Origin of the sequence: Pseudooceanicola algae (assembly GCF_003590145.2) — a bacterium.
Classification (GTDB): Bacteria; Pseudomonadota; Alphaproteobacteria; order Rhodobacterales; family Rhodobacteraceae; genus Pseudooceanicola; species Pseudooceanicola algae.
Genome location: NZ_CP060436.1, coordinates 2048680 through 2067868 on the forward strand (window position 1 = coordinate 2048680; position 19189 = coordinate 2067868).

The 19189-nt window shown below is 62.9% G+C and carries 19 protein-coding genes; 10 read left to right on the forward strand and 9 right to left on the reverse strand.

All coding sequences use genetic code 11. The annotated features are described in order from the left end of the window. Window positions 1-243 precede the first annotated feature (243 nt). On the reverse strand, window positions 244-462 hold the full coding sequence (locus tag PSAL_RS09475; RefSeq protein ID WP_119838163.1) for a hypothetical protein: 219 nt from the start codon (window positions 460-462) through the stop codon (window positions 244-246). A gap of 661 nt (window positions 463-1123) precedes the next feature. Between PSAL_RS09475 and PSAL_RS09480 the strand changes: the two genes are divergently transcribed. Continuing rightward, window positions 1124-1954 carry an SHOCT domain-containing protein gene (locus PSAL_RS09480; protein ID WP_119838164.1) on the forward strand — a complete coding sequence of 277 codons (831 nt, stop codon included), beginning with the start codon at window positions 1124-1126 and terminating at the stop codon, window positions 1952-1954. 160 nt (window positions 1955-2114) lie between these two features. After that, window positions 2115-2282: a hypothetical protein gene (locus tag PSAL_RS09485; protein ID WP_196222717.1), complete on the forward strand. Its 168-nt coding sequence runs from the start codon at window positions 2115-2117 to the stop codon at window positions 2280-2282. A gap of 94 nt (window positions 2283-2376) precedes the next feature. Here the strand turns inward: PSAL_RS09485 and PSAL_RS09490 are convergent, their stop codons facing one another. From PSAL_RS09490 to PSAL_RS09525, 8 genes are all read right to left on the reverse strand, one after another. Next, a complete protein-coding gene (locus PSAL_RS09490; protein ID WP_119838165.1) occupies window positions 2377-3156 on the reverse strand; it encodes a succinate dehydrogenase iron-sulfur subunit in 780 nt (259 codons plus the stop codon). 12 nt (window positions 3157-3168) lie between these two features. Continuing rightward, window positions 3169-4974 carry a succinate dehydrogenase flavoprotein subunit gene (gene sdhA, locus PSAL_RS09495; RefSeq protein ID WP_119838166.1) on the reverse strand — a complete coding sequence of 602 codons (1806 nt, stop codon included), beginning with the start codon at window positions 4972-4974 and terminating at the stop codon, window positions 3169-3171. A gap of 14 nt (window positions 4975-4988) precedes the next feature. After that, the gene (gene sdhD, locus PSAL_RS09500) at window positions 4989-5360 is read right to left on the reverse strand and encodes a succinate dehydrogenase, hydrophobic membrane anchor protein (protein WP_119838167.1); all 372 of its coding nucleotides are present in this window, start codon (window positions 5358-5360) and stop codon (window positions 4989-4991) included. A 10-nt stretch (window positions 5361-5370) separates the two neighbouring features. Next, window positions 5371-5760 carry a succinate dehydrogenase, cytochrome b556 subunit gene (sdhC, locus tag PSAL_RS09505; protein ID WP_119838168.1) on the reverse strand — a complete coding sequence of 130 codons (390 nt, stop codon included), beginning with the start codon at window positions 5758-5760 and terminating at the stop codon, window positions 5371-5373. A gap of 367 nt (window positions 5761-6127) precedes the next feature. Then, window positions 6128-7159, reverse strand: coding sequence for a MaoC family dehydratase (locus PSAL_RS09510; protein WP_119838169.1), 1032 nt, complete (start codon window positions 7157-7159; stop codon window positions 6128-6130). Next, a complete protein-coding gene (locus tag PSAL_RS09515; protein ID WP_119838170.1) occupies window positions 7156-7362 on the reverse strand; it encodes a DUF1737 domain-containing protein in 207 nt (68 codons plus the stop codon). The genes PSAL_RS09510 and PSAL_RS09515 overlap by 4 nt, the downstream gene beginning before the upstream one ends. A 9-nt stretch (window positions 7363-7371) precedes the next feature. After that, on the reverse strand, window positions 7372-7926 hold the full coding sequence (locus tag PSAL_RS09520; RefSeq protein ID WP_196222718.1) for an NnrU family protein: 555 nt from the start codon (window positions 7924-7926) through the stop codon (window positions 7372-7374). Between the two features lie 43 nt (window positions 7927-7969). Then, window positions 7970-8818 carry an HpcH/HpaI aldolase/citrate lyase family protein gene (locus tag PSAL_RS09525; protein ID WP_119838172.1) on the reverse strand — a complete coding sequence of 283 codons (849 nt, stop codon included), beginning with the start codon at window positions 8816-8818 and terminating at the stop codon, window positions 7970-7972. A 488-nt stretch (window positions 8819-9306) separates the two neighbouring features. On the opposite strand from PSAL_RS09525, the gene PSAL_RS09530 reads away from it, so the two are divergent. The 8 genes from PSAL_RS09530 to odhB all read left to right on the forward strand — a co-directional run bounded on the left by PSAL_RS09530 (window position 9307) and on the right by odhB (window position 19181). Next, complete coding sequence (locus tag PSAL_RS09530) at window positions 9307-9612, forward strand: hypothetical protein (RefSeq protein WP_119838194.1); 306 nt, start codon at window positions 9307-9309, stop codon at window positions 9610-9612. A 294-nt stretch (window positions 9613-9906) separates the two neighbouring features. After that, window positions 9907-10869 carry a malate dehydrogenase gene (mdh, locus tag PSAL_RS09535; protein ID WP_119838173.1) on the forward strand — a complete coding sequence of 321 codons (963 nt, stop codon included), beginning with the start codon at window positions 9907-9909 and terminating at the stop codon, window positions 10867-10869. A gap of 397 nt (window positions 10870-11266) precedes the next feature. Beyond that, on the forward strand, window positions 11267-12460 hold the full coding sequence (sucC, locus tag PSAL_RS09540; protein ID WP_119838174.1) for an ADP-forming succinate--CoA ligase subunit beta: 1194 nt from the start codon (window positions 11267-11269) through the stop codon (window positions 12458-12460). A gap of 13 nt (window positions 12461-12473) precedes the next feature. Further along, window positions 12474-12989, forward strand: a complete 516-nt coding sequence (locus PSAL_RS09545) for a hypothetical protein (RefSeq protein ID WP_119838175.1) — start codon at window positions 12474-12476, stop codon at window positions 12987-12989. A gap of 80 nt (window positions 12990-13069) precedes the next feature. Continuing rightward, entirely contained in the window at window positions 13070-13951 is an 882-nt protein-coding gene (gene sucD / locus PSAL_RS09550) for a succinate--CoA ligase subunit alpha (protein WP_119838176.1), read from the forward strand. A 48-nt stretch (window positions 13952-13999) separates the two neighbouring features. Continuing rightward, the gene (locus PSAL_RS09555; RefSeq protein WP_119838177.1) at window positions 14000-14575 is read left to right on the forward strand and encodes a DUF805 domain-containing protein; all 576 of its coding nucleotides are present in this window, start codon (window positions 14000-14002) and stop codon (window positions 14573-14575) included. Between the two features lie 121 nt (window positions 14576-14696). Further along, entirely contained in the window at window positions 14697-17657 is a 2961-nt protein-coding gene (locus PSAL_RS09560) for a 2-oxoglutarate dehydrogenase E1 component (RefSeq protein ID WP_119838178.1), read from the forward strand. A 6-nt stretch (window positions 17658-17663) separates the two neighbouring features. Continuing rightward, window positions 17664-19181: a 2-oxoglutarate dehydrogenase complex dihydrolipoyllysine-residue succinyltransferase gene (gene odhB / locus PSAL_RS09565; protein WP_119838179.1), complete on the forward strand. Its 1518-nt coding sequence runs from the start codon at window positions 17664-17666 to the stop codon at window positions 19179-19181. The last annotated feature ends 8 nt before the right edge of the window (window positions 19182-19189 follow it).

Genomic DNA, 19189 nt, shown 5'->3' on the forward strand with positions numbered 1-19189 from the left:
GGAGACGTTACCGTCGCTACGTAACCGCAGGGGAGTTGAAACCCCTCTCGCCAGAGGCGCGTGCGTTGGCGTCTTGGAGCCGCATATCAGGCCAATCGCGGATTCGATCAAGAGGGAATTTTGCCGGACGGCGAATTTTTTCCGACAGTTTGCCGGAATGCGCGAACACCTGCTCGACAGGGATGCCCTGCGGGTCACCGCGCGGTCTCCCCCTGCCCGGTTCAGCGGTCCGGTCTGGTCGCTTCAGTCTTGCGGTTCCGCTTGACCCGCAAGGCAGACCTTGGGCGGCGCGCCGTCTTCGGTCATGACTTCGACCCCGCAGGTGACACAGCGCTGATACGTCTTGCCGTCCTTGTTCAACGCCCGGTTCAGGCGCCAGCGGCAATTGCGGGTCGAGGGGCTGTACATCTTCCAGGCGACGAACAGGAAGAGCACGATGAAGATCGGGGCGAAAATGACCATGCCTCGTCCTGCCTTTCGTTGGCCCAAATGGCAACCGGCCGAACAGGCCCCCTGCCTGTGCAAATGCACACAGCCCTGAACGACGCCGCGCCATGAGCGCCCTTGAAGAAAGGAAAACCGCGCAGCCGAGGGACTGCGCGGCCGACGGCTCCGGATGGGACAGCAAGCGAACCGCGGTTGGGGACAGCGGTCAAATCGCCGGGGGAGAATGGCCGGGGCCGACGAGACTTTCCTGTAGGAGACCAACCGCGGGGAGACGGTGGCCTTGGGCGGGTCAAGCGGCCGCGGGACTGACGGCCAGGTCGATCAGACCGGAATCCGCCCGGACAGCGGGGGCCTTTGGTTCAGGGAGCCGAGCGCTGCCTCAAGGCCGCGCAACGACAGTCGTCCAGTTGGTCTTTCGGGCAGCACCCTGACGCTGTCCTTGACTGATTCTAATCGATGCTTGCGGCAATGAGGCGTCTGAATACCTCAAGGGCGCTATGCCCGACGTGCAACGTTACCCGCAGATTCCCTTATGGGGAGAGCCAGATAGCAGGAGGAGCGGCCAGAGAATCATGAAACATTGATGTTTTTGAAACGGACTGGTGGCGGCGAGACACCGGTCGTGGTAGCTGCCGCGCGACGACTGCACGATGCAACCCCGCGAAAGGGGACATTCATGAATACTTTGACAGACCACGGCGCCGCCCTTCAGGCCGATCTAAGCCAGCGTTATGGCGTCAGCCAGGACGCGGTTCGCTGCCTCATGGATGCGGTCAGCCGCGGTGGCGGAACCCAGGCGCAATTCAGCCATAACGAACTTGGCGGCATGGGCCAATGGTCTTCTGGCGGCATGACCATGGTTGGCGACATGTTCAACTCCGGTCTGCAGGCGCTGGTGTCGAACCTCTGCGGCGAAATCTCCAACGGGTATTTCCAGGGCGCCTTCTACCCCCCTGCCCCGCAGCGCAGCGGATCCTACCAGGGTCAGCAGCAGGGTGGCCCGTCGATGAGCTTCGGCAATGGGTTCGGTGGCGGCAACTGGTGGCCGGACGAGCTTGGCTCGCCGTCTTCCTCGGGGTCACAGAACAACCTCAGCTACGCGATTTTCCCGAACATGCGCCGCCTTGCGGTCAACCTGAACGGTCAGGTCACGGTCTATGACACCGGCGATCACATGATCGGTGGCGTCGGCCAGCAACAATCGGGTGGGGCCGACTGGACCTTTACCAGCCAGTTCGGAACTGTCTACGTCAGCCAGCTGCGCGTGGTCAGCGGCGGCGATCAGCAGCAACCCGAACCTGCCCCCGCCCCGATGCAGCAGCAGCCGGTGATGCCGGCCCCGGAACCGATGCAGGAACCGGCCCGCGCTCAGCAGGCCTACGGCGCTTCCGGTGACTCGGACGCGATCTTTGCCGCGCTGGAAAAGCTCGGCTCGCTACGCGACATGGGTATCCTCAGCGACGATGAATTCTCGGCCAAGAAATCCGAGCTGCTCGCCCGCCTCTGACCCCGGCACCCCCCAAGCGGGGCCGCGCGCGCCTCAAGCAATACTTGTGCGCGTGACCCAGCCGGGGTAATGGCTCGGCCCTTGGCTGCCGCACCGGACCCGCACGGGGTCCGGTCAGGGCGGCATCAGCGGCGCCGATGCGCCATACGGGAGACCACCCATGGATTACGGCAAGCACGGCGCGCCCAAGGTCGGCAAGAACACCCCCCGCTTCAAGGGCGACACGTCGCGCGACACGGACAAGATCCCCGGCGGGCGCGAAACCAAGGCCGCGCTGCTGGCGCGCATGAAGGCGACCGCCGAAGCCAAGAAGGCCGACAAGGACTGACCTTCGCGCGGCGGTACCGGCCCGCCACCGACCGAAACGCAGAAGGCCCCGGAGGTTTCCCTCCGGGGCCTTTTCGTATCCATGCGGCAAAGCCTCAGACGGTGCGTTCGACCATCATCTGCTTGATGTGCGAAATCGCCGCCGCCGGGTTCAGACCCTTGGGGCAGGTCTTGGCGCAGTTCATGATCGTGTGGCAGCGATACAGCTTGAAGGGATCCTCCAGCTCGTCCAGACGCTCGCCCGTGGCTTCATCGCGGCTGTCGATGATCCAGCGGTAGGCGTGCAGCAGGGCGGCCGGGCCGAGGTAGCGATCGCCGTTCCACCAGTAGCTTGGGCAGGAAGTCGAGCAGGATGCGCACATGACGCATTCGTAAAGACCATCAAGCTTCTTGCGGTCCTCGATGGACTGCTTCCATTCCTTGGCCGGCTTGTTGGTCTTGGTTTCCAGCCAGGGCATGATGCTGGCGTGCTGCGCGTAGAAGTGCGTCAGATCCGGGATCAGGTCGCGGATGACCGGCATGTGCGGCAACGGGTAGATCGTGACATCGCCCTTGATCTCGTCGAGACCGAAGATGCAGGCCAGCGTATTGGCCCCGTCGACGTTCATCGCGCAGGACCCGCAGATCCCTTCGCGGCAGGACCGGCGGAAGGTCAGCGTGGGGTCGATCTCGTTCTTGATCTTGATCAGCGCGTCCAGAACCATGGGACCGCATTTGTCCATGTCCAGGAAATAGGTGTCGACCGTCGGGTTGGCTTCGTCATCCGGCGACCAGCGATAGATCTTGAACTTGCGGACGTTGGTGGCACCCTGGGGTTTGGGCCAGGTCTTGCCGGTCTTGATCCGGGAGTTCTTGGGGAGTGTAAGCTGTACCATATGGCGTCCTCCTTAGAACGTCCGCGCCTTGGGCGCGATTTTCTTGAGCGAGATGCCGCCCTCGTCTTCGGTGGTGAGCGGGTCCAGGACCACCGGACGATAGCTCAGTTCCACCTTCGGGCCGTCGATGCGCGAAATGGTGTGAACGCGCCAGTTGTCGTCGTCGCGGGTCGGGAAATCTTCGTGCGCATGGGCGCCACGGCTTTCATGACGGGCCTCGGCGCCGACGATGGTCGCCATGGCGTTCGGCATCAGGTTGGCCAGTTCCAGCGTTTCCATCAGGTCCGAGTTCCAGACAAGGCTGCGGTCGGTGACATGGACATCCGGAAGCTTGGCCGCGATGGCTTCCATCTTGTCGACACCCTCCTTGAGCGTCTCGGAGGTCCGGAAAACCGCCGCGTCGCTTTGCATGGTGCGCTGCATTTCCAGCCGCAGTTCCGCGGTGGGAATGCCACCCTTGGCGTTGCGGTAGTAATCGAAACGATCAAACGCCGCGTCCACCGAGGCCTGGTTGAGCACAGGGTTGGGCGCTTCGGGATCGACGACCTTGCCGGCCTTGATCGCGGCGGCGCGGCCGAAGACCACGAGGTCGATGAGCGAGTTGGACCCGAGGCGGTTCGCACCGTGAACACTGGCACAGCCCGCTTCGCCCACGGCCATCAGGCCGGGCACGACGGCATTGGGATCGCCTTCGGAGGGGTTCAGAACCTCGCCCCAGTAATTCGTCGGGATGCCGCCCATGTTGTAGTGAACCGTCGGCAGAACCGGGATCGGTTCCTTGGTCACATCGACACCGGCAAAGATCTTGGCGCTTTCCGAGATCCCCGGCAGGCGTTCAGCCAGGGCTTCGGCCGGCAGGTGGCTGAGGTTCAGGAAGATGTGATCCTTGTGCTCGCCCACGCCGCGGCCTTCGCGGATCTCCATGGTCATGGAGCGCGAGACATAGTCGCGCGGCGCCAGGTCCTTGTACTGGGGCGCGTAGCGCTCCATGAACCGTTCGCCTTCGGAGTTGGTCAGGTAACCGCCCTCGCCCCGCGCGCCCTCGGTGATCAGGCAGCCCGAGCCGTAGATGCCGGTCGGGTGGAACTGCACGAACTCCATGTCCTGCATCGCCAGACCTGCGCGCGCCACCATGCCGCCACCGTCACCGGTGCAGGTATGGGCGGAGGTCGCGCTGAAGAAGGCGCGCCCGTAGCCGCCGGTGGCCAGGACGACCATCTTGGCGTTGAAAATATGCATCGTGCCATCGTCGAGTTTCCAGCAGACGACGCCCTGGCATTGCCCGTCTTCCGACATGATCAGGTCGATGGCGAAATATTCGATGTAGAATTCCGCGTTGTTCTTCAGCGACTGACCATAAAGCGTGTGCAGGATCGCGTGGCCGGTCCTATCGGCGGCGGCACAGGTCCGCTGCACGGCGGGACCTTCGCCGAATTCGGTGGTGTGACCGCCGAAGGGCCGTTGGTAGATCTTGCCCTCTTCGGTACGCGAGAACGGCACGCCGTAGTGTTCAAGCTCGTAGACCGCCTTGGGGGCGGAACGGGCGAGGTATTCCATCGCATCCGTATCACCCAGCCAGTCCGAGCCCTTGACGGTGTCGTACATGTGCCACTGCCAGTTGTCCGGGCCCATGTTGGACAGCGATGCCGCGATACCGCCCTGTGCGGCCACGGTGTGGGACCGCGTCGGGAAGACCTTGGTCACGCAGGCGGTGCGCAGGCCCTGTTCGGCCATGCCGAGCGTGGCGCGCAGACCCGCGCCTCCGGCTCCGACAACGACCACGTCATAATCATGCGTTTCGTATTCGTAAGCAGCCATGGGAACCTCGGGTCTTAAAGGGCGATGCGGACCAGCGCGAAGACGCTGACCGCGGCGATGGCATAGGAAAGGCAGGTGACGAAAATCACCAGCAGACGACCGGTAAGGCCGTGCACGTAATCTTCCAGCGCCATCTGGCAGCCATTCTTGAAGTGCATCATGCCGACCACCATGGTCAGCGCCGCGATCACCGCAGGCAGGGGACGCGAATAATAGGCGACGATCTCTTCATAGGTGCCGCCAAGGATGGGGCCAAAGGTGAAGACGAACAGCGGCACCAGGAAGATCAGGGCCACGGAAGACACCTGCATGAACCAGTGATGCTGGGTCCCGGTCTTCGAGGCCCCCATGCCCACGGCGCGCTTGCGGTCGGTCAGATAACGCATGGCTGGCTCCTCAGACGAAGATGATGGTGATGAAGGACAGCACGCCGGTGCCGATGATCACGGCCCAGCCCAGCTTGTCGGCGGATTCGACATCCAGGCAATAGCCGTTGTCCCAGAGCAGATGCCGGACACCCGAAAGCGAGTGAAACCAGAGACCGATCATCGAGAAGAACAGGATCAGGTCACCGATCCAGCTTGTGATCACGTAATCCGCGGTGGCGAAATACTGGGGTCCTGCGGCGGCGGCCAGCAGCCACCATGCGATCAGGAAAGCTTCCACGACCAGCGCATTCCCGGTGATCCGGGTCAGGATGGATGTGACGGAGTTGAGCTGGAACTTGTAGTACTTCCCCAGCATGAAGGGAGAAAGCGGGCGGCTGCCCCGATTCACATCGGCCATGACATGTCCTTTCGGTTTGCCTTGGACAAAACTTCTACCAAAGTTTTCCCCGGTGTCATCCTTTCACGGCGTCGCACCGGCCATTTTCTGCCCCTGAATAGGAGGCATTCTTCCCATCTGTGATCACAAGCCCAAAAGCCGTGATCACAAAACCCGCGAAGGTTAAATCCGACTGATTTGCTTGGTTTTGCCATTGATTCTGCATCCTTTTCGCCTTCGGCAAAAACCGCGCGCCTCCGGTGGGAGTATCTGAAACAGGATGTAGCCGCGCAGGTTGTGCCTTCTCCCGCCCGCTCCAAGCCGGGCCCGAAAGGCGCGACCTCCGCCCATTTCACCCTGTCGAAAATGCTCCTGCCGGAGTCACCCGTCAGAGCGGCATGAGCGCCCAATAATCGAGATCGAGCAGGACGTCCGGCAGGTACTTCCCGTTTTCGCCTTTCAGGGCAAAGGCTTCGCCCCTGCTGATGGCCACCAGGCGCAGCCGGATCGCGCCGACACCCGGCGCATCCACCTCGGCCTTGTCGAGGACCTCGGACCAGGCCCGGATCGTCGTGCCCGCGAAACAGGGGTTGGCATGGGCACCCGCATTCAGCCCCACCACCATCTGCGCATTTGCCAGCCCATTGAAGCTGAGCGCACGCGCCATCGAGATCACATGGCCGCCATAGATCAGCCGTCGCCCGTCCTCGCGCAGGGTGGCGTCGAAATGCACCTTGGCAGTGTTCTGCCACAGGCGGGTGGCCAGCATGTGTTCGGCCTCTTCTACTGTGACGCCATCGACATGGTCGATCTGCTCACCGATCTCGTAGTCCTTCCAGCGATGCGCCTCGCCCGACAGGGTGAAATCATAGCCGGTGAAGTCGATCCCCGGTGGCAACACCAGATCATCGGCGCCAAGGGCCGGCGCCAGATCCGGCACCACGGCCTGGGGCGCGGGGGCATCGGGGTCGCGCTTGCGCAGCATGACCCAACGCACATAGCTCAGCACCGCCTCGCCGTGCTGGTTGCGCCCGGTAGTGCGGACCCAGACCACCCCGGTCCGCCCGTTGGAGTTCTGCTTCAGACCGATCACCTCGGAGGTCGCCCTTAGCGTATCGCCGGCCCAGACCGGCTTCAGCCAGCGCCCCTCGGCATATCCAAGGTTGGCAACCGCGTTCAGCGACACATCCGGCACAGTCTTGCCGAAGACCATGTGAAAGGCTGCCCAGTCTTCCAGGGGCGCCTGGGACAATCCGCAACTGCGCGCGAACTCATCCGAGGAATACAGCGCGTGCCGGGCCGGGTAGAGCGCCTGATAAAGCGCCCTTTCCCCGCCCGAGACAGTGCGCGGAACCGCATGGGCAAGCACTTCGCCCAGTTGGTAATCTTCGAAAAAACGGCCCGGATTGGTTTTCATCAATAGCTGCCGAGCTTGATGTCGGGGGAATAGGTTTCTCCCGCGACATCCTTCACCACGGCCTGGCCACAGCGCATGGTGCCATTGGCCGCGTCAAAGGCATAGGTCGGGTCGCCATGCAGCGCCCAGCCCGCGTTCAGCGCCTTGGTGACCTTGTGGCAGAAGGCCGAGGTGTCGTCTTCGGAGAGGAATCGGTAAAGTTTCATCTGGGGTCCTCAGGATATCTGAAAGGGTTGCGGCCCGAGCCAGCCGTGGATCAGCACGATGACGACGAACAGCACCAGGGTGATCACCGCAAGGCGCAGATCGCCGGCCATCGATCCGCCTGTGGGCGGGCTGTATTCGGGGTGGCGCGCATTGGTCACCACCCAACCGGCAACGGCCCAAAGGATCATGCCACCGAACAGCAGAACCGAGGCAAGGTCGCCGCGCACAAGAAGGTGGGCGGTTCCCCAGAGGATGGCGCCGGTGAACATCGGATGCCGGATCCAGCGTTTCAGCCGCGATTTCGAATGCCCCAGCCCCATCGCCGCCACGGCAAGCACCATCAGAAGGTAGGTCGCGTGGCGCGCGCCAGCCGGCGGGTCGTAGACGGGGATATAGTCGGCGCCCCGGTAGCCGATCACCATCAACACGATGGCCAGAAGGGCGATGATCGCCACCAGTGGGCGCGCCTTCTTTTCGCTGAGGCCGGCGCGCAGGCCGGGGGTATATTCCGACATCAGATGCGGCCAGGTCCAGAGGACGAGGCCAAGGACGATCAGTGCCATCTCGGTGCCTTTCGCAAAGTGGGTCGGACGCAGGTTGATCGCTTCAGCCGCGCGCCGCAATGGCTTCGGCCCGCGCGAGGGTCTTTTTCGCCGTTTCGACATGAAGGTTCTCGACGATCTTGCCGTCGACGACCGCGACCCCCTGCCCGGCGGCTTGGCTTTCGGCAAAGGCAGCGATCTGGCGGCGGGCCAGCGCAATCTCTGCTTGCGCCGGGGCGAAGACCGCATTGGCGATGGCGATCTGCGCCGGGTGGATCAGCGTCTTGCCATCAAACCCAAGGTCGCGGCCCTGTTCGCATTCGGCCCGCAGACCATCTTCGTCCTTGAACTGGTTATAGACTCCATCTGCGGCGATCACCCCATGGGCCCGCGCGGCCATCAGCATGGTCTGCAGCGCCATCTGCATCGGCAGGCGGTCGGAACGGGACCGGCACCCAAGCTCCTTTGCCAGGTCGTTGGTCCCGGCGACGAAGCCTTCAAGCCGCGGATGCGCGGCGATTTCCAGCGCATTGAAGATGGACAGAGGCGTTTCCATCATCGCCCAGATCGGCAGGTCGCACAGCGCCGCCAGGGCGTCGATATCCGCCGCACTGTCGACCTTGGGCAACAGCAGCGCCTCGGCTCCGCAGTCCTTCAGGGCCGCCACATCGTCCGCGCCCCATTCCGTCGCCAAGCCATTGATGCGCACGATCCGCGCGCGATTGCCATACCCGCCCTCGGTCAGCGCCGCGGCCAGGGTTGCGCGGGCCTCGACCTTGGCGTCGGGCGATACCGCGTCCTCAAGGTCGAACAGGATCGCATCCACGTCCAGCCCACGCGCCTTGTCCAGCGCGCGCGGTTTGGAGCCGGGAATATATAGCAAAGAGCGGTAGGGCCGGGTCAACGGATCCATATCACCATCCATCAGGTAAGAATATGTCGGATAGATGGATCAATTTGAGGGAAAAGTACAACCGGAATTCCGCGGTGCCGGGGAATTTCCGGAATCCGACTGGCGCGCGCGGAATAGGGCGGCACTTGGGAACTGATCTTGAAGGAAATTCCGGCTCGCATTCGAGCTGCCCTCAGGAACCTGCCTTGCGTTAACCGGATTTCAGGCTCTGACAGCGCAGACTTGTCCTGCCGGGGTGCCCCGGACCGACAGCTCCGGCGACGGCACGGCATCCCCGACACCTGAACTGCGACCAATGGGCGGACTGTTCCCGAAACCCTGACTACCCGAACAGCAGACCCGTCCCAAAACACCGGCACGCGCGGCGCCGCACCTGAACGGGGAATGACATGGACCTGACGACCCTCTTTTGCCTCCGCCTCAAGTCCATGAAACCGCTTGGCAACCCGAGCCCCCTTCCTGTCCCCCGCCGGGGTCGCGCCGCCCCAATGGCCACCGCGATTGGGGCGCTTGCCCTGGTCCTGATCGGAGCCCCTGCCCTGCGGGCGGAAGACAGCCGCGCCTGCGCGCCCCGGGATGTGGTCCTGAAACGTCTGGCCAGCGGCTATGGCGAGACCCGGCAATCCATCGGTATCGGCAGCAACAATTCGATGATGGAGGTCTTTGCCTCACCGGAAAGCGGAAGCTGGACCATCACCGTCACCTCGGCCAAGGGCATCACCTGCCTGATCGCAAGCGGCCAAAGCTTCGAAACCCTTGCCGAAGCCTTGCCCAACCTCGATCAGGACGCCTGACTCGCGCACACTTGACAGGATACGCGGTCAGCCGACCAGCCCCCTGCCAGAATCGCGGCGCGTCAGATCCCGACGGTCAAAAGGGGCCATGGTTGCCCAACCTCACCCCGGATGTCTGGGCCGGGATTGCCGGGCAAACAGGCGGCTATCCCCATAATTTTGATGAAAAATCAGCCTTATCAGCGGTCTCTGCTGTCCGCTCATAAGGCCATCCGCGCTCTGCAGACTTGCGTCCGCCCGGCAAAAGACCTACGCCTGCCGGCGACGTTTCATAACCGGACCGGAGACATATTCATGGCCAGACCCAAGATTGCTTTGATCGGCGCAGGCCAGATCGGCGGCACGCTCGCCCATCTCGCAGCCCTGAAGGAACTCGGGGACGTCGTCCTTTTCGACATCGCTGAAGGCACCCCCGAGGGCAAGGCGCTCGACATCGCCGAATCCGGCCCCTCGGCCAAATTCGATGCCTCGCTGAAGGGCACGCAATCCTATGCCGACATCGCGGGCGCCGACGTGTGCATCGTGACCGCCGGCGTCCCCCGCAAGCCGGGGATGAGCCGCGACGACCTGCTGGGCATCAACCTGAAGGTCATGAAGTCCGTTGGCGAAGGCATCCGCGACAACGCTCCCAACGCTTTCGTCATCTGCATCACCAACCCGCTCGACGCGATGGTCTGGGCGCTGCGTGAATTCTCGGGCCTCCCGCACGAGAAAGTCTGCGGCATGGCCGGTGTGCTGGATTCCGCACGCTTCCGCCATTTCCTGGCCGAAGAATTCGCCGTTTCCATGAAGGACGTCACCGCCTTCGTGTTGGGCGGCCACGGCGACACCATGGTGCCGCTGTCGCGCTATTCCACCGTCGCCGGCATCCCCCTGCCCGATCTGGTGGAAATGGGCTGGACCACGCAGGAAAAACTGGACGCGATCATCCAGCGCACCCGTGATGGCGGCGCCGAGATCGTCGGCCTGCTGAAGACCGGCTCTGCCTTCTACGCCCCCGCCACATCGGCGATCGAGATGGCCGAAGCCTATCTGAAAGACCAGAAGCGCGTCCTGCCCTGCGCCGCCTACGTGGAAAACGCGCTTGGCCTTAAGGGCATGTATGTCGGCGTGCCGACCGTCATCGGCGCCGGTGGTGTCGAAAAGGTGGTCGAGATCAAGATGACCAAGGACGAGCAGGCGATGTTCGACAAATCCGTCGACGCCGTCAAAGGTCTGGTCGAAGCCTGCAAGGGTATCGACTCCACTCTGGCGTAAGACCGGCAAGCCGGGTGCCCCTGCGGGCGGCGAGCGGTAGCACGGATCAGACAGAACAGAAGGGCCGGAGGTTTCTCCGGCCCTTTTTGCATGTCGGGGCCAGCGACGCGGAAACGACTCGGATTGTCGCCATTTGACACAAGTGCCTTCACCTGATCTTCAAAATCCCCTGAAATTCTGCGGGCCTACCCCCCTTGCTGCCTTTGGCAAGGGCGCCGCCTGCCTGTTTGGGTCGCTGCCCTGCAGCGATTTGACGAAATGTGATCACACGAAATCAGCGTGTGATCACAAACCGAAGAAAATCGGCAAAATTTGTCTTACCGGGGCAAAAATCAGTTCATCGGTCATGAAACCTGTGCCAAACCCGATGGCAATCGTAGCAACGAGGGATGGATTCATGAATATCCATGAGTATCAGGCGAAGGCTATTCTTCGCGAATATGGCGCTCCGGTGTCGGACGGTCGTCCGGTCACCAAGGCCGACGAGGCCAAGACCGCCGCTGGAGAACTGGACGGGCCGCTCTGGGTCGTCAAGGCGCAGATCCATGCCGGTGGTCGCGGCAAAGGCTCCTTCAAGGAAGCCACGGCTGGCGAAAAGGGCGGTGTCCGTCTGGCTAAGTCGGTCGAGGAAGCCGCCGAGGAAGCCAAGAAGATGCTTGGCAAGACCCTGGTGACGCACCAGACCGGTCCGGCCGGCAAGCAGGTCAACCGGATCTACATCGAAGCCGGCTCCGACATCTCGACCGAACTCTACCTGGCGCTGCTGGTCGATCGTCAGACCTCGGCCGTTTCCATCGTCTGCTCCACCGAGGGCGGCATGGACATCGAGGAAGTCGCGGCATCGACCCCCGAGAAGATCATCAGCTTCTCCGTTGATCCGGCAACCGGCTTTGCGCCCTTCCACGGCCGTCGCGTTGCCTTTGCCCTCGGCCTTGAAGGCCAGGCGGTGAAGCAATGCGTCAAGCTGATCGGTGATCTCTACCGTGCCTTCATCGAGAAGGACATGGAGATGCTGGAGATCAATCCGCTGATCGTCATGCCCGACGGCAACCTCAAGGTTCTCGATGCCAAGCTGAGCTTTGACGGCAACGCGATGTATCGCCACGCCGACATCGCCGCCCTGCGCGACGAGACGGAAGAGGATTCCAAGGAACTGGAAGCCTCCAAGTACGACCTGAACTATATCGCGCTCGACGGTGAAATCGGCTGCATGGTGAACGGCGCAGGCCTGGCCATGGCGACGATGGACATCATCAAGCTCTACGGTGCGGAACCGGCGAACTTCCTCGACGTTGGCGGCGGCGCCACCAAGGAGAAAGTCACCGAAGCCTTCAAGATCATCACATCGGATCCCAACGTCAAAGGCATCCTGGTGAACATCTTTGGCGGCATCATGCGCTGTGACGTCATCGCCGAAGGCGTGATCGCCGCGGTGAAGGAAGTCGGCCTGCAGGTCCCGCTGGTCGTCCGCCTGGAAGGCACCAATGTCGAGAAGGGCAAGGAGATCATCGCGACCTCCGGTCTGAACGTCATTGCCGCCGACAATCTCAGCGACGGCGCCGAGAAGATCGTGAAAGCGGTCAAGGGCTGACGGAGACAGCGGCGTGGAAAGCAAGGTCATCAAGACAAAAGGCATCGGATGGCAGCCCATCATCTTCGGATTGGTGGTCTGCTGCATCTCCGGTCTTTTCGCTTCCGGTCTCATCAGCCTCCGTGGACGCGGAGGCGATGAGGCCGCGATGATCGTCGGATCGGCCTTCATGGTCATCGGGCTGCTGCCCATCCTCTGGGGCCTTCGGCTTTTGTTGATCCGCCCGAAGGGGCTTTATCTGACGCAAACCGGCTTTTCGGATCGTCAGCTCTTTCGGAATGAAATCCCCTGGACCGCGCTCAGCGCCGTCCGCTCGGGCAAGGCGGTCGACGGCAGGAATGCCGCCGTCTGGCTTGATGTCCCGCCAGAGGCGCTTGCCTCTGCGCGTGCCACCGGGGCGGGCCGTCTGCTGAGTATCCGCAAGGGCCAGGGGGTCTCCTACACGACCAAGATGATCGACATCCCTCTGAAGGACTTCGCGGACACCGTCCACGCCTATGCCAACGCCGCCTTGCGCCAAGGCCGATAAGAAATCACGCGGGCCGCACCGCCCGCGCCTCTCAGTTCACGCGGGACATGCCCGCGAAACCAGCAAGGAGAACGCCGCCAATGGCCGTACTCGTAGATGAAAACACCAAGGTGATCTGCCAGGGCTTCACCGGCTCGCAAGGCACCTTCCACTCTGAACAGGCCATCGCCTACGGCACCAAGATGGTTGGCGGCGTGACGCCCGGCAAGGGTGGCATGACCCACCTGGACCTGCCGGTCTTCAACTCGGTCCACGAAGCACGTGAGATCACCGCAGCCAATGCGACCGTGATCTACGTTCCGCCCCCCTTCGCGGCCGATTCCATCCTGGAAGCCATCGACGCCGAGATGGAACTGATCATCTGCATCACCGAAGGCATTCCCGTGCTCGACATGATGAAGGTGAAGAAGGCGCTGCAAGGCTCCAAATCGCGCCTGATCGGCCCGAACTGCCCCGGTGTGATCACGCCGGACGCCTGCAAGATCGGCATCATGCCCGGCCATATCCACAAGCGTGGGTCCGTCGGCGTCGTGTCGCGTTCCGGCACGCTGACCTATGAAGCGGTGAAGCAGACCTCGGACGCGGGCCTTGGCCAGTCGACCGCCGTCGGCATCGGCGGTGACCCGATCAAGGGCACCGAACACATCGACGTGCTCGAAATGTTCCTGGCCGATCCCGAAACCCAGTCTATCATCATGATCGGCGAGATCGGCGGGTCCGCCGAAGAAGAGGCCGCGCAATTCCTCGCGGACGAGAAGAAAAAAGGCCGCTGGAAGCCCACTGCGGGCTTCATCGCCGGCCGTACGGCGCCTCCGGGCCGCCGCATGGGTCACGCCGGTGCTATCGTTGCCGGCGGCAAGGGCGGCGCGGAAGACAAGATCGAGGCCATGAAGTCGGCCGGAATCGTCGTTGCCGACAGCCCTGCGGGCCTTGGCGAAGCGGTGCTTAAAGCCATCGGTTAACCGGGTTGGGGGATCTTTTCCCCCGCCCCCTTCGGAGCAAGCAGGATCATGGGATTCGCTGAATCGATCAAAACCTGCTTTCGCAATTACGTGACCTTTTCGGGGCGGGCCGCCCGCCCCGAATACTGGTACTTCATGCTTTTCGTCATCCTGTGCAGCGCCATCCTTGGCATGCTGGACAATGCGCTGTTCGGATCCGGCGGGTTCCGGACCAGCAGCCAGACCAGCCCCGGCAGCCTCAGCGCGACGGCAGGCTATGGCAACGGCCCGCTTGGCAGCCTGTTCAACATCGTGACCCTGTTTCCGATCCTTGCCGCAGGCTGGCGCCGGATGCATGACACCGGCCGCTCGGGCATCTTCCTGTTCTATCCTATGATCGTCATGTTCGGCACCCTGACCTTCGGCGTGCTGTTCGGCGGCCTGGTCGGCGCGACCGACGCGCTGTTGTCCGGCGACATCGTGACGGCGCTGTTCGGCGGGCTTGGCGGCCTGATGCTGGCGCTCTGCATCCTGGTGCTGCTGGTCTCTCCGCTGGTGGTGATCTGGTGGCTCTCGCGCCCCAGCCAGCCCGGACCCAACCGCTGGGGCCCTGCCCCACTTCAGACGGAGGTCCCCCCGGCATGAGACCAGACCGCGCCCATCCGCCCCCTGTTTGCCGCCCGCGCCTATCCGCCGCCGCCCGTCCGATTTCCCTCTTTCAACCCGGCCCCGCCCCATTTGGCCACAGCCCCAACGAGGTCTCGCAATGACCGAACAAAGCCCGAATGACATTTTCCATGCTTCCAGCTTCATGCAGGGGCATAATGCCGAATACCTCGAACAGCTGCAGGCCCGTTGGGCTGCCGACCCCTCTTCGGTCGATGAAGGCTGGGCCGAGTTCTTCCGCCAGTTGGGTGTCAGCGAAACCGACGCCCGCGCCGAGGCGGCGGGCCCGTCCTGGGCGCGCGCCGACTGGCCGCCGGCAGCAGACGATGACCTGACCGCAGCGCTGGACGGCATGTGGCCGGCCCCCGCAGAGGCCAAATCCACCGGGAAGAAGATCCAGGACAAGGCCGCCGAAAAGGGCGTCGCCGTTTCCGACGAGGCGCTGAAACGCGCGGTGCTGGATTCGATCCGCGCGCTGATGCTGATCCGCGCCTACCGGGTGCGCGGCCATCTGGTTGCCGATCTAGACCCGCTTGGCAGCCGGGACGAGAAACCCCACCCCGAGCTTGATCCGGCCACCTACGGATTTACCTCGGCGGACATGGACCGGCCGATCTTCATCGACAATGTCCTTGGCCTTCAGGTCGCATCGATGCGCCAGATCGTCGACATCGTGAAACGCACCTATTGCGGCACCTTTGCGCTGCAATACATGCATATTTCCGACCCGGAGCAATCGGCCTGGCTGAAGGAGCGGATCGAAGGCTTCGGCAAGGAGATCACCTTTACCCGCGAAGGCCGCCGCGCCATCCTGAACAAGCTGGTCGAGGCCGAAGGCTTTGAAAAGTTCCTGCATGTCAAGTACATGGGCACCAAGCGTTTCGGTCTGGACGGGGGCGAGGCACTGATCCCCGCGATGGAACAGATCATCAAGCGGGGCGGCAACCTGGGCGCACAGGAAGTCGTCATCGGCATGCCCCACCGGGGCCGTCTGTCGGTGCTGGCCAACGTGATGTCCAAACCCTATCGCGCGATCTTCAATGAATTCCAGGGCGGTTCCTACAAGCCCGAGGATGTCGATGGATCGGGCGACGTGAAATACCACCTCGGGGCGTCTTCGGACCGGACCTTCGATGACAATCAGGTCCACCTGTCGCTGACCGCCAACCCCAGCCACCTTGAGGCCGTCAACCCGGTCGTCCTGGGCAAGGCCCGCGCCAAACAGAACCAGTTGAACGACGCAGAGCGGATTTCGGTCATCCCGATCCTGCTGCACGGCGATGCGGCCTTTGCCGGTCAAGGCGTCGTGGCAGAATGCTTTGGCCTGTCGGGGCTGGTCGGTCACCGCACCGGAGGCACGATCCATATCATCGTGAACAACCAGATCGGCTTTACCACCGCGCCGCACTTCTCGCGCTCCAGCCCCTATCCCACCGATCTTGCCCTGATGGTCGAGGCGCCGATCTTCCACGTCAACGGCGACGATCCCGAAGCCGTGGTGCATGCCGCAAAGGTGGCGACGGAGTACCGCCAGAAGTTCCACAAGGACGTGGTCATCGACATCTTCTGTTATCGCCGCTTCGGCCATAACGAAGGCGATGAGCCGATGTTCACCAACCCGATCATGTACAAGAAGATCAAGGGTCACAAGACGACCCTGTCTCTCTACACCGAACGGCTGGTCAAGGACGGTCTCATCCCCGAGGGCGAGATCGAGGACATGAAGGCCGCCTTCCAGTCCCACCTCAACGAGGAATTCGAGGCCGGCAAGGAATACAAGCCCAACAAGGCCGACTGGCTGGATGGCAAGTGGTCCGGTTTCGAGCGCGAGAAGGAAGACTACCAGCGCGGAGAAACCGCCATCTCGAAAGAGATGATGGCAGAGGTCGGCAAGGCGCTGGTCACGGCCCCCGACGGTTTCCCGCTACACCGCACCGTGGGCCGGCTGCTGGACTCCAAGCAGAAGATGCTGGACAGCGGCGAAGGCTTCGACTGGGCAACGGGCGAGGCACTGGCCTTCGGATCCCTGCTGGCCGAAGGCTACCCTGTCCGTCTGGCGGGTCAGGATTCGACCCGCGGCACCTTCTCTCAGCGCCACTCGGCTTTCATCAACCAGGAAACGGAAGAGCGGTACTATCCGCTCAACAACGTCAAACCCGGTCAGCCCCGCTACGAAGTCATCGACTCGATGCTGTCGGAATACGCGGTGCTGGGCTTTGAATACGGCTATTCGCTGGCCGAGCCCAATGCCCTGGTGATGTGGGAAGCGCAGTTCGGCGATTTCGCCAATGGCGCCCAGATCATGTTCGATCAGTTCATCAGTTCGGGTGAAAGCAAATGGCTGCGGATGTCGGGCCTGGTGATGCTGCTGCCGCATGGCTACGAAGGCCAGGGGCCGGAGCACTCCTCGGCGCGTCTGGAACGCTTCCTGCAGCAATGCGGGCAGGACAACTGGATCGTCGCCAATTGCACCACCCCGGCGAACTACTTCCACATCCTGCGCCGCCAGATGCACCGGACCTTCCGCAAGCCGCTGGTGCTGATGACCCCGAAATCCCTGCTGCGCCACAAGCTGGCCGTCAGCCGGGCCGAGGAATTCACCACCGGCTCCAGCTTCCACCGGGTTCTGTGGGATGACGCCCAGCAAGGCAATTCCGACACCACCCTGGTGGCGGACGACAAGATCAAGCGCGTCGTCATTTCTTCGGGCAAGGTCTACTATGACCTTCTGGAAGAACGCGATTCCCGCGGGATCGACGACGTGTACCTGATGCGTCTCGAACAATTCTATCCTTTCCCGGCGATCACGCTGGTCAAGGAACTTGAACGTTTCAAGGGCGCCGAAGTCATCTGGTGCCAGGAAGAACCGAAGAACCAGGGCGCCTGGACCTTCGTCGAACCCAATCTCGAATGGGTGCTCGGCCGCATCGGTGCCAAGCATTCCCGCCCGCGCTACGTGGGCCGTTCCGCCTCGGCCTCTCCGGCCACCGGCCTGGCCTCCCAGCACAAAGCACAGCAAGCCGCCCTCGTCGACGAGGCGCTGACCATCGAAGGAAACTAAGGACCCATGAGCACCGAAATCCGTGTCCCCACCCTGGGCGAAAGCGTCACCGAAGCCACCGTCGCAACCTGGTTCAAGAAACCCGGTGACACCGTGGCCGTCGATGAAATGCTGTGCGAGCTGGAAACCGACAAGGTGACCGTCGAGGTCCCCGCACCGGCCGCTGGCACCCTTGCAGAAATCGTCGCCAAGGAAGGCGATACCGTCGGCGTCGATGCCCTGCTCGGCAATATCTCGGAAGCCGGCAACGCCGGCCCCGAAGAAGTGAAACCCAAATCCTCGGCCCAGGCCGAAACCTCCGAAGCGCCTGCCGCGTCGGGCGGGGAAACCATGCCCATCATGGTCCCCACCTTGGGTGAGTCCGTGACCGAAGCCACCGTGGCCACCTGGTTCAAGAAAGAAGGCGAAAGCTTTGCCGCAGACGAGATGCTGTGCGAGCTGGAAACCGACAAGGTCTCCGTCGAAGTCCCGGCACCGGCCGCCGGCACCATGACCAAGATCCTCGCCGCCGAAGGCTCTACCGTCGAAGCCGGCGGGCAACTGGCCGAAATGACCACCGGCGAGGGTGGTGCAGCCACCGCGCCCAAGGAAGACGCCCCCAAGGCCGAGGCCACCCCTGCCAAGAGCGGCGGCAAGGACGTGGAAGACGCGCCCTCGGCCAAGAAGGCGATGGCCGAAGCGGGTCTTTCCGCGGATCAGGTCACCGGCACCGGCAAGGACGGTCGCATCATGAAGGACGACGTGGCCAAGGCGCTGTCGGCGGCGAAATCCGCTCCTGCTCCCGCCGCCGCCGCCCCGCGCGCGCCGGTCTCTGCCGACGATGCCTCGCGCGAAGAACGGGTGAAGATGACCCGCCTGCGCCAGACCATCGCGCGCCGCCTGAAGGAAAGCCAGAACACCGCGGCCATGCTGACGACCTACAACGAGGTCGACATGACCGAGGTCATGGCCCTGCGGAACGAATACAAGGACCTGTTCCTGAAGAAACACGGCGTAAAGCTCGGCTTCATGTCCTTCTTCACCAAGGCCTGTATCCACGCCCTGAAAGAGGTCCCGGACGTCAACGCCGAAATCGACGGCACCGATGTGGTTTACAAGAACTTCGTCCACATGGGCATTGCCGCCGGCACGCCCACTGGCCTTGTGGTTCCCGTTATCCGCGACGCCGACCAGATGTCCTTCGCCGAAATCGAAAAGGCCATTGCCGAAAAAGGCGCCCGCGCCCGTGACGGCAAGCTGTCGATGGCGGAAATGCAGGGCGGCACCTTCACCATCTCCAACGGTGGTGTCTACGGCTCGCTGATGTCCTCGCCGATCCTGAACCCGCCGCAGTCGGGCATCCTCGGCATGCACAAGATCCAGGACCGTCCGATGGCCATCAAGGGGCAGGTCGTGATCCGCCCGATGATGTACCTCGCGCTCAGCTACGATCACCGCATCGTCGACGGCAAGGGCGCCGTGACCTTCCTCGTGCGCGTCAAGGAAGCGCTGGAAGACCCCCGTCGCCTGCTGATGGACCTGTAAGAACCGAC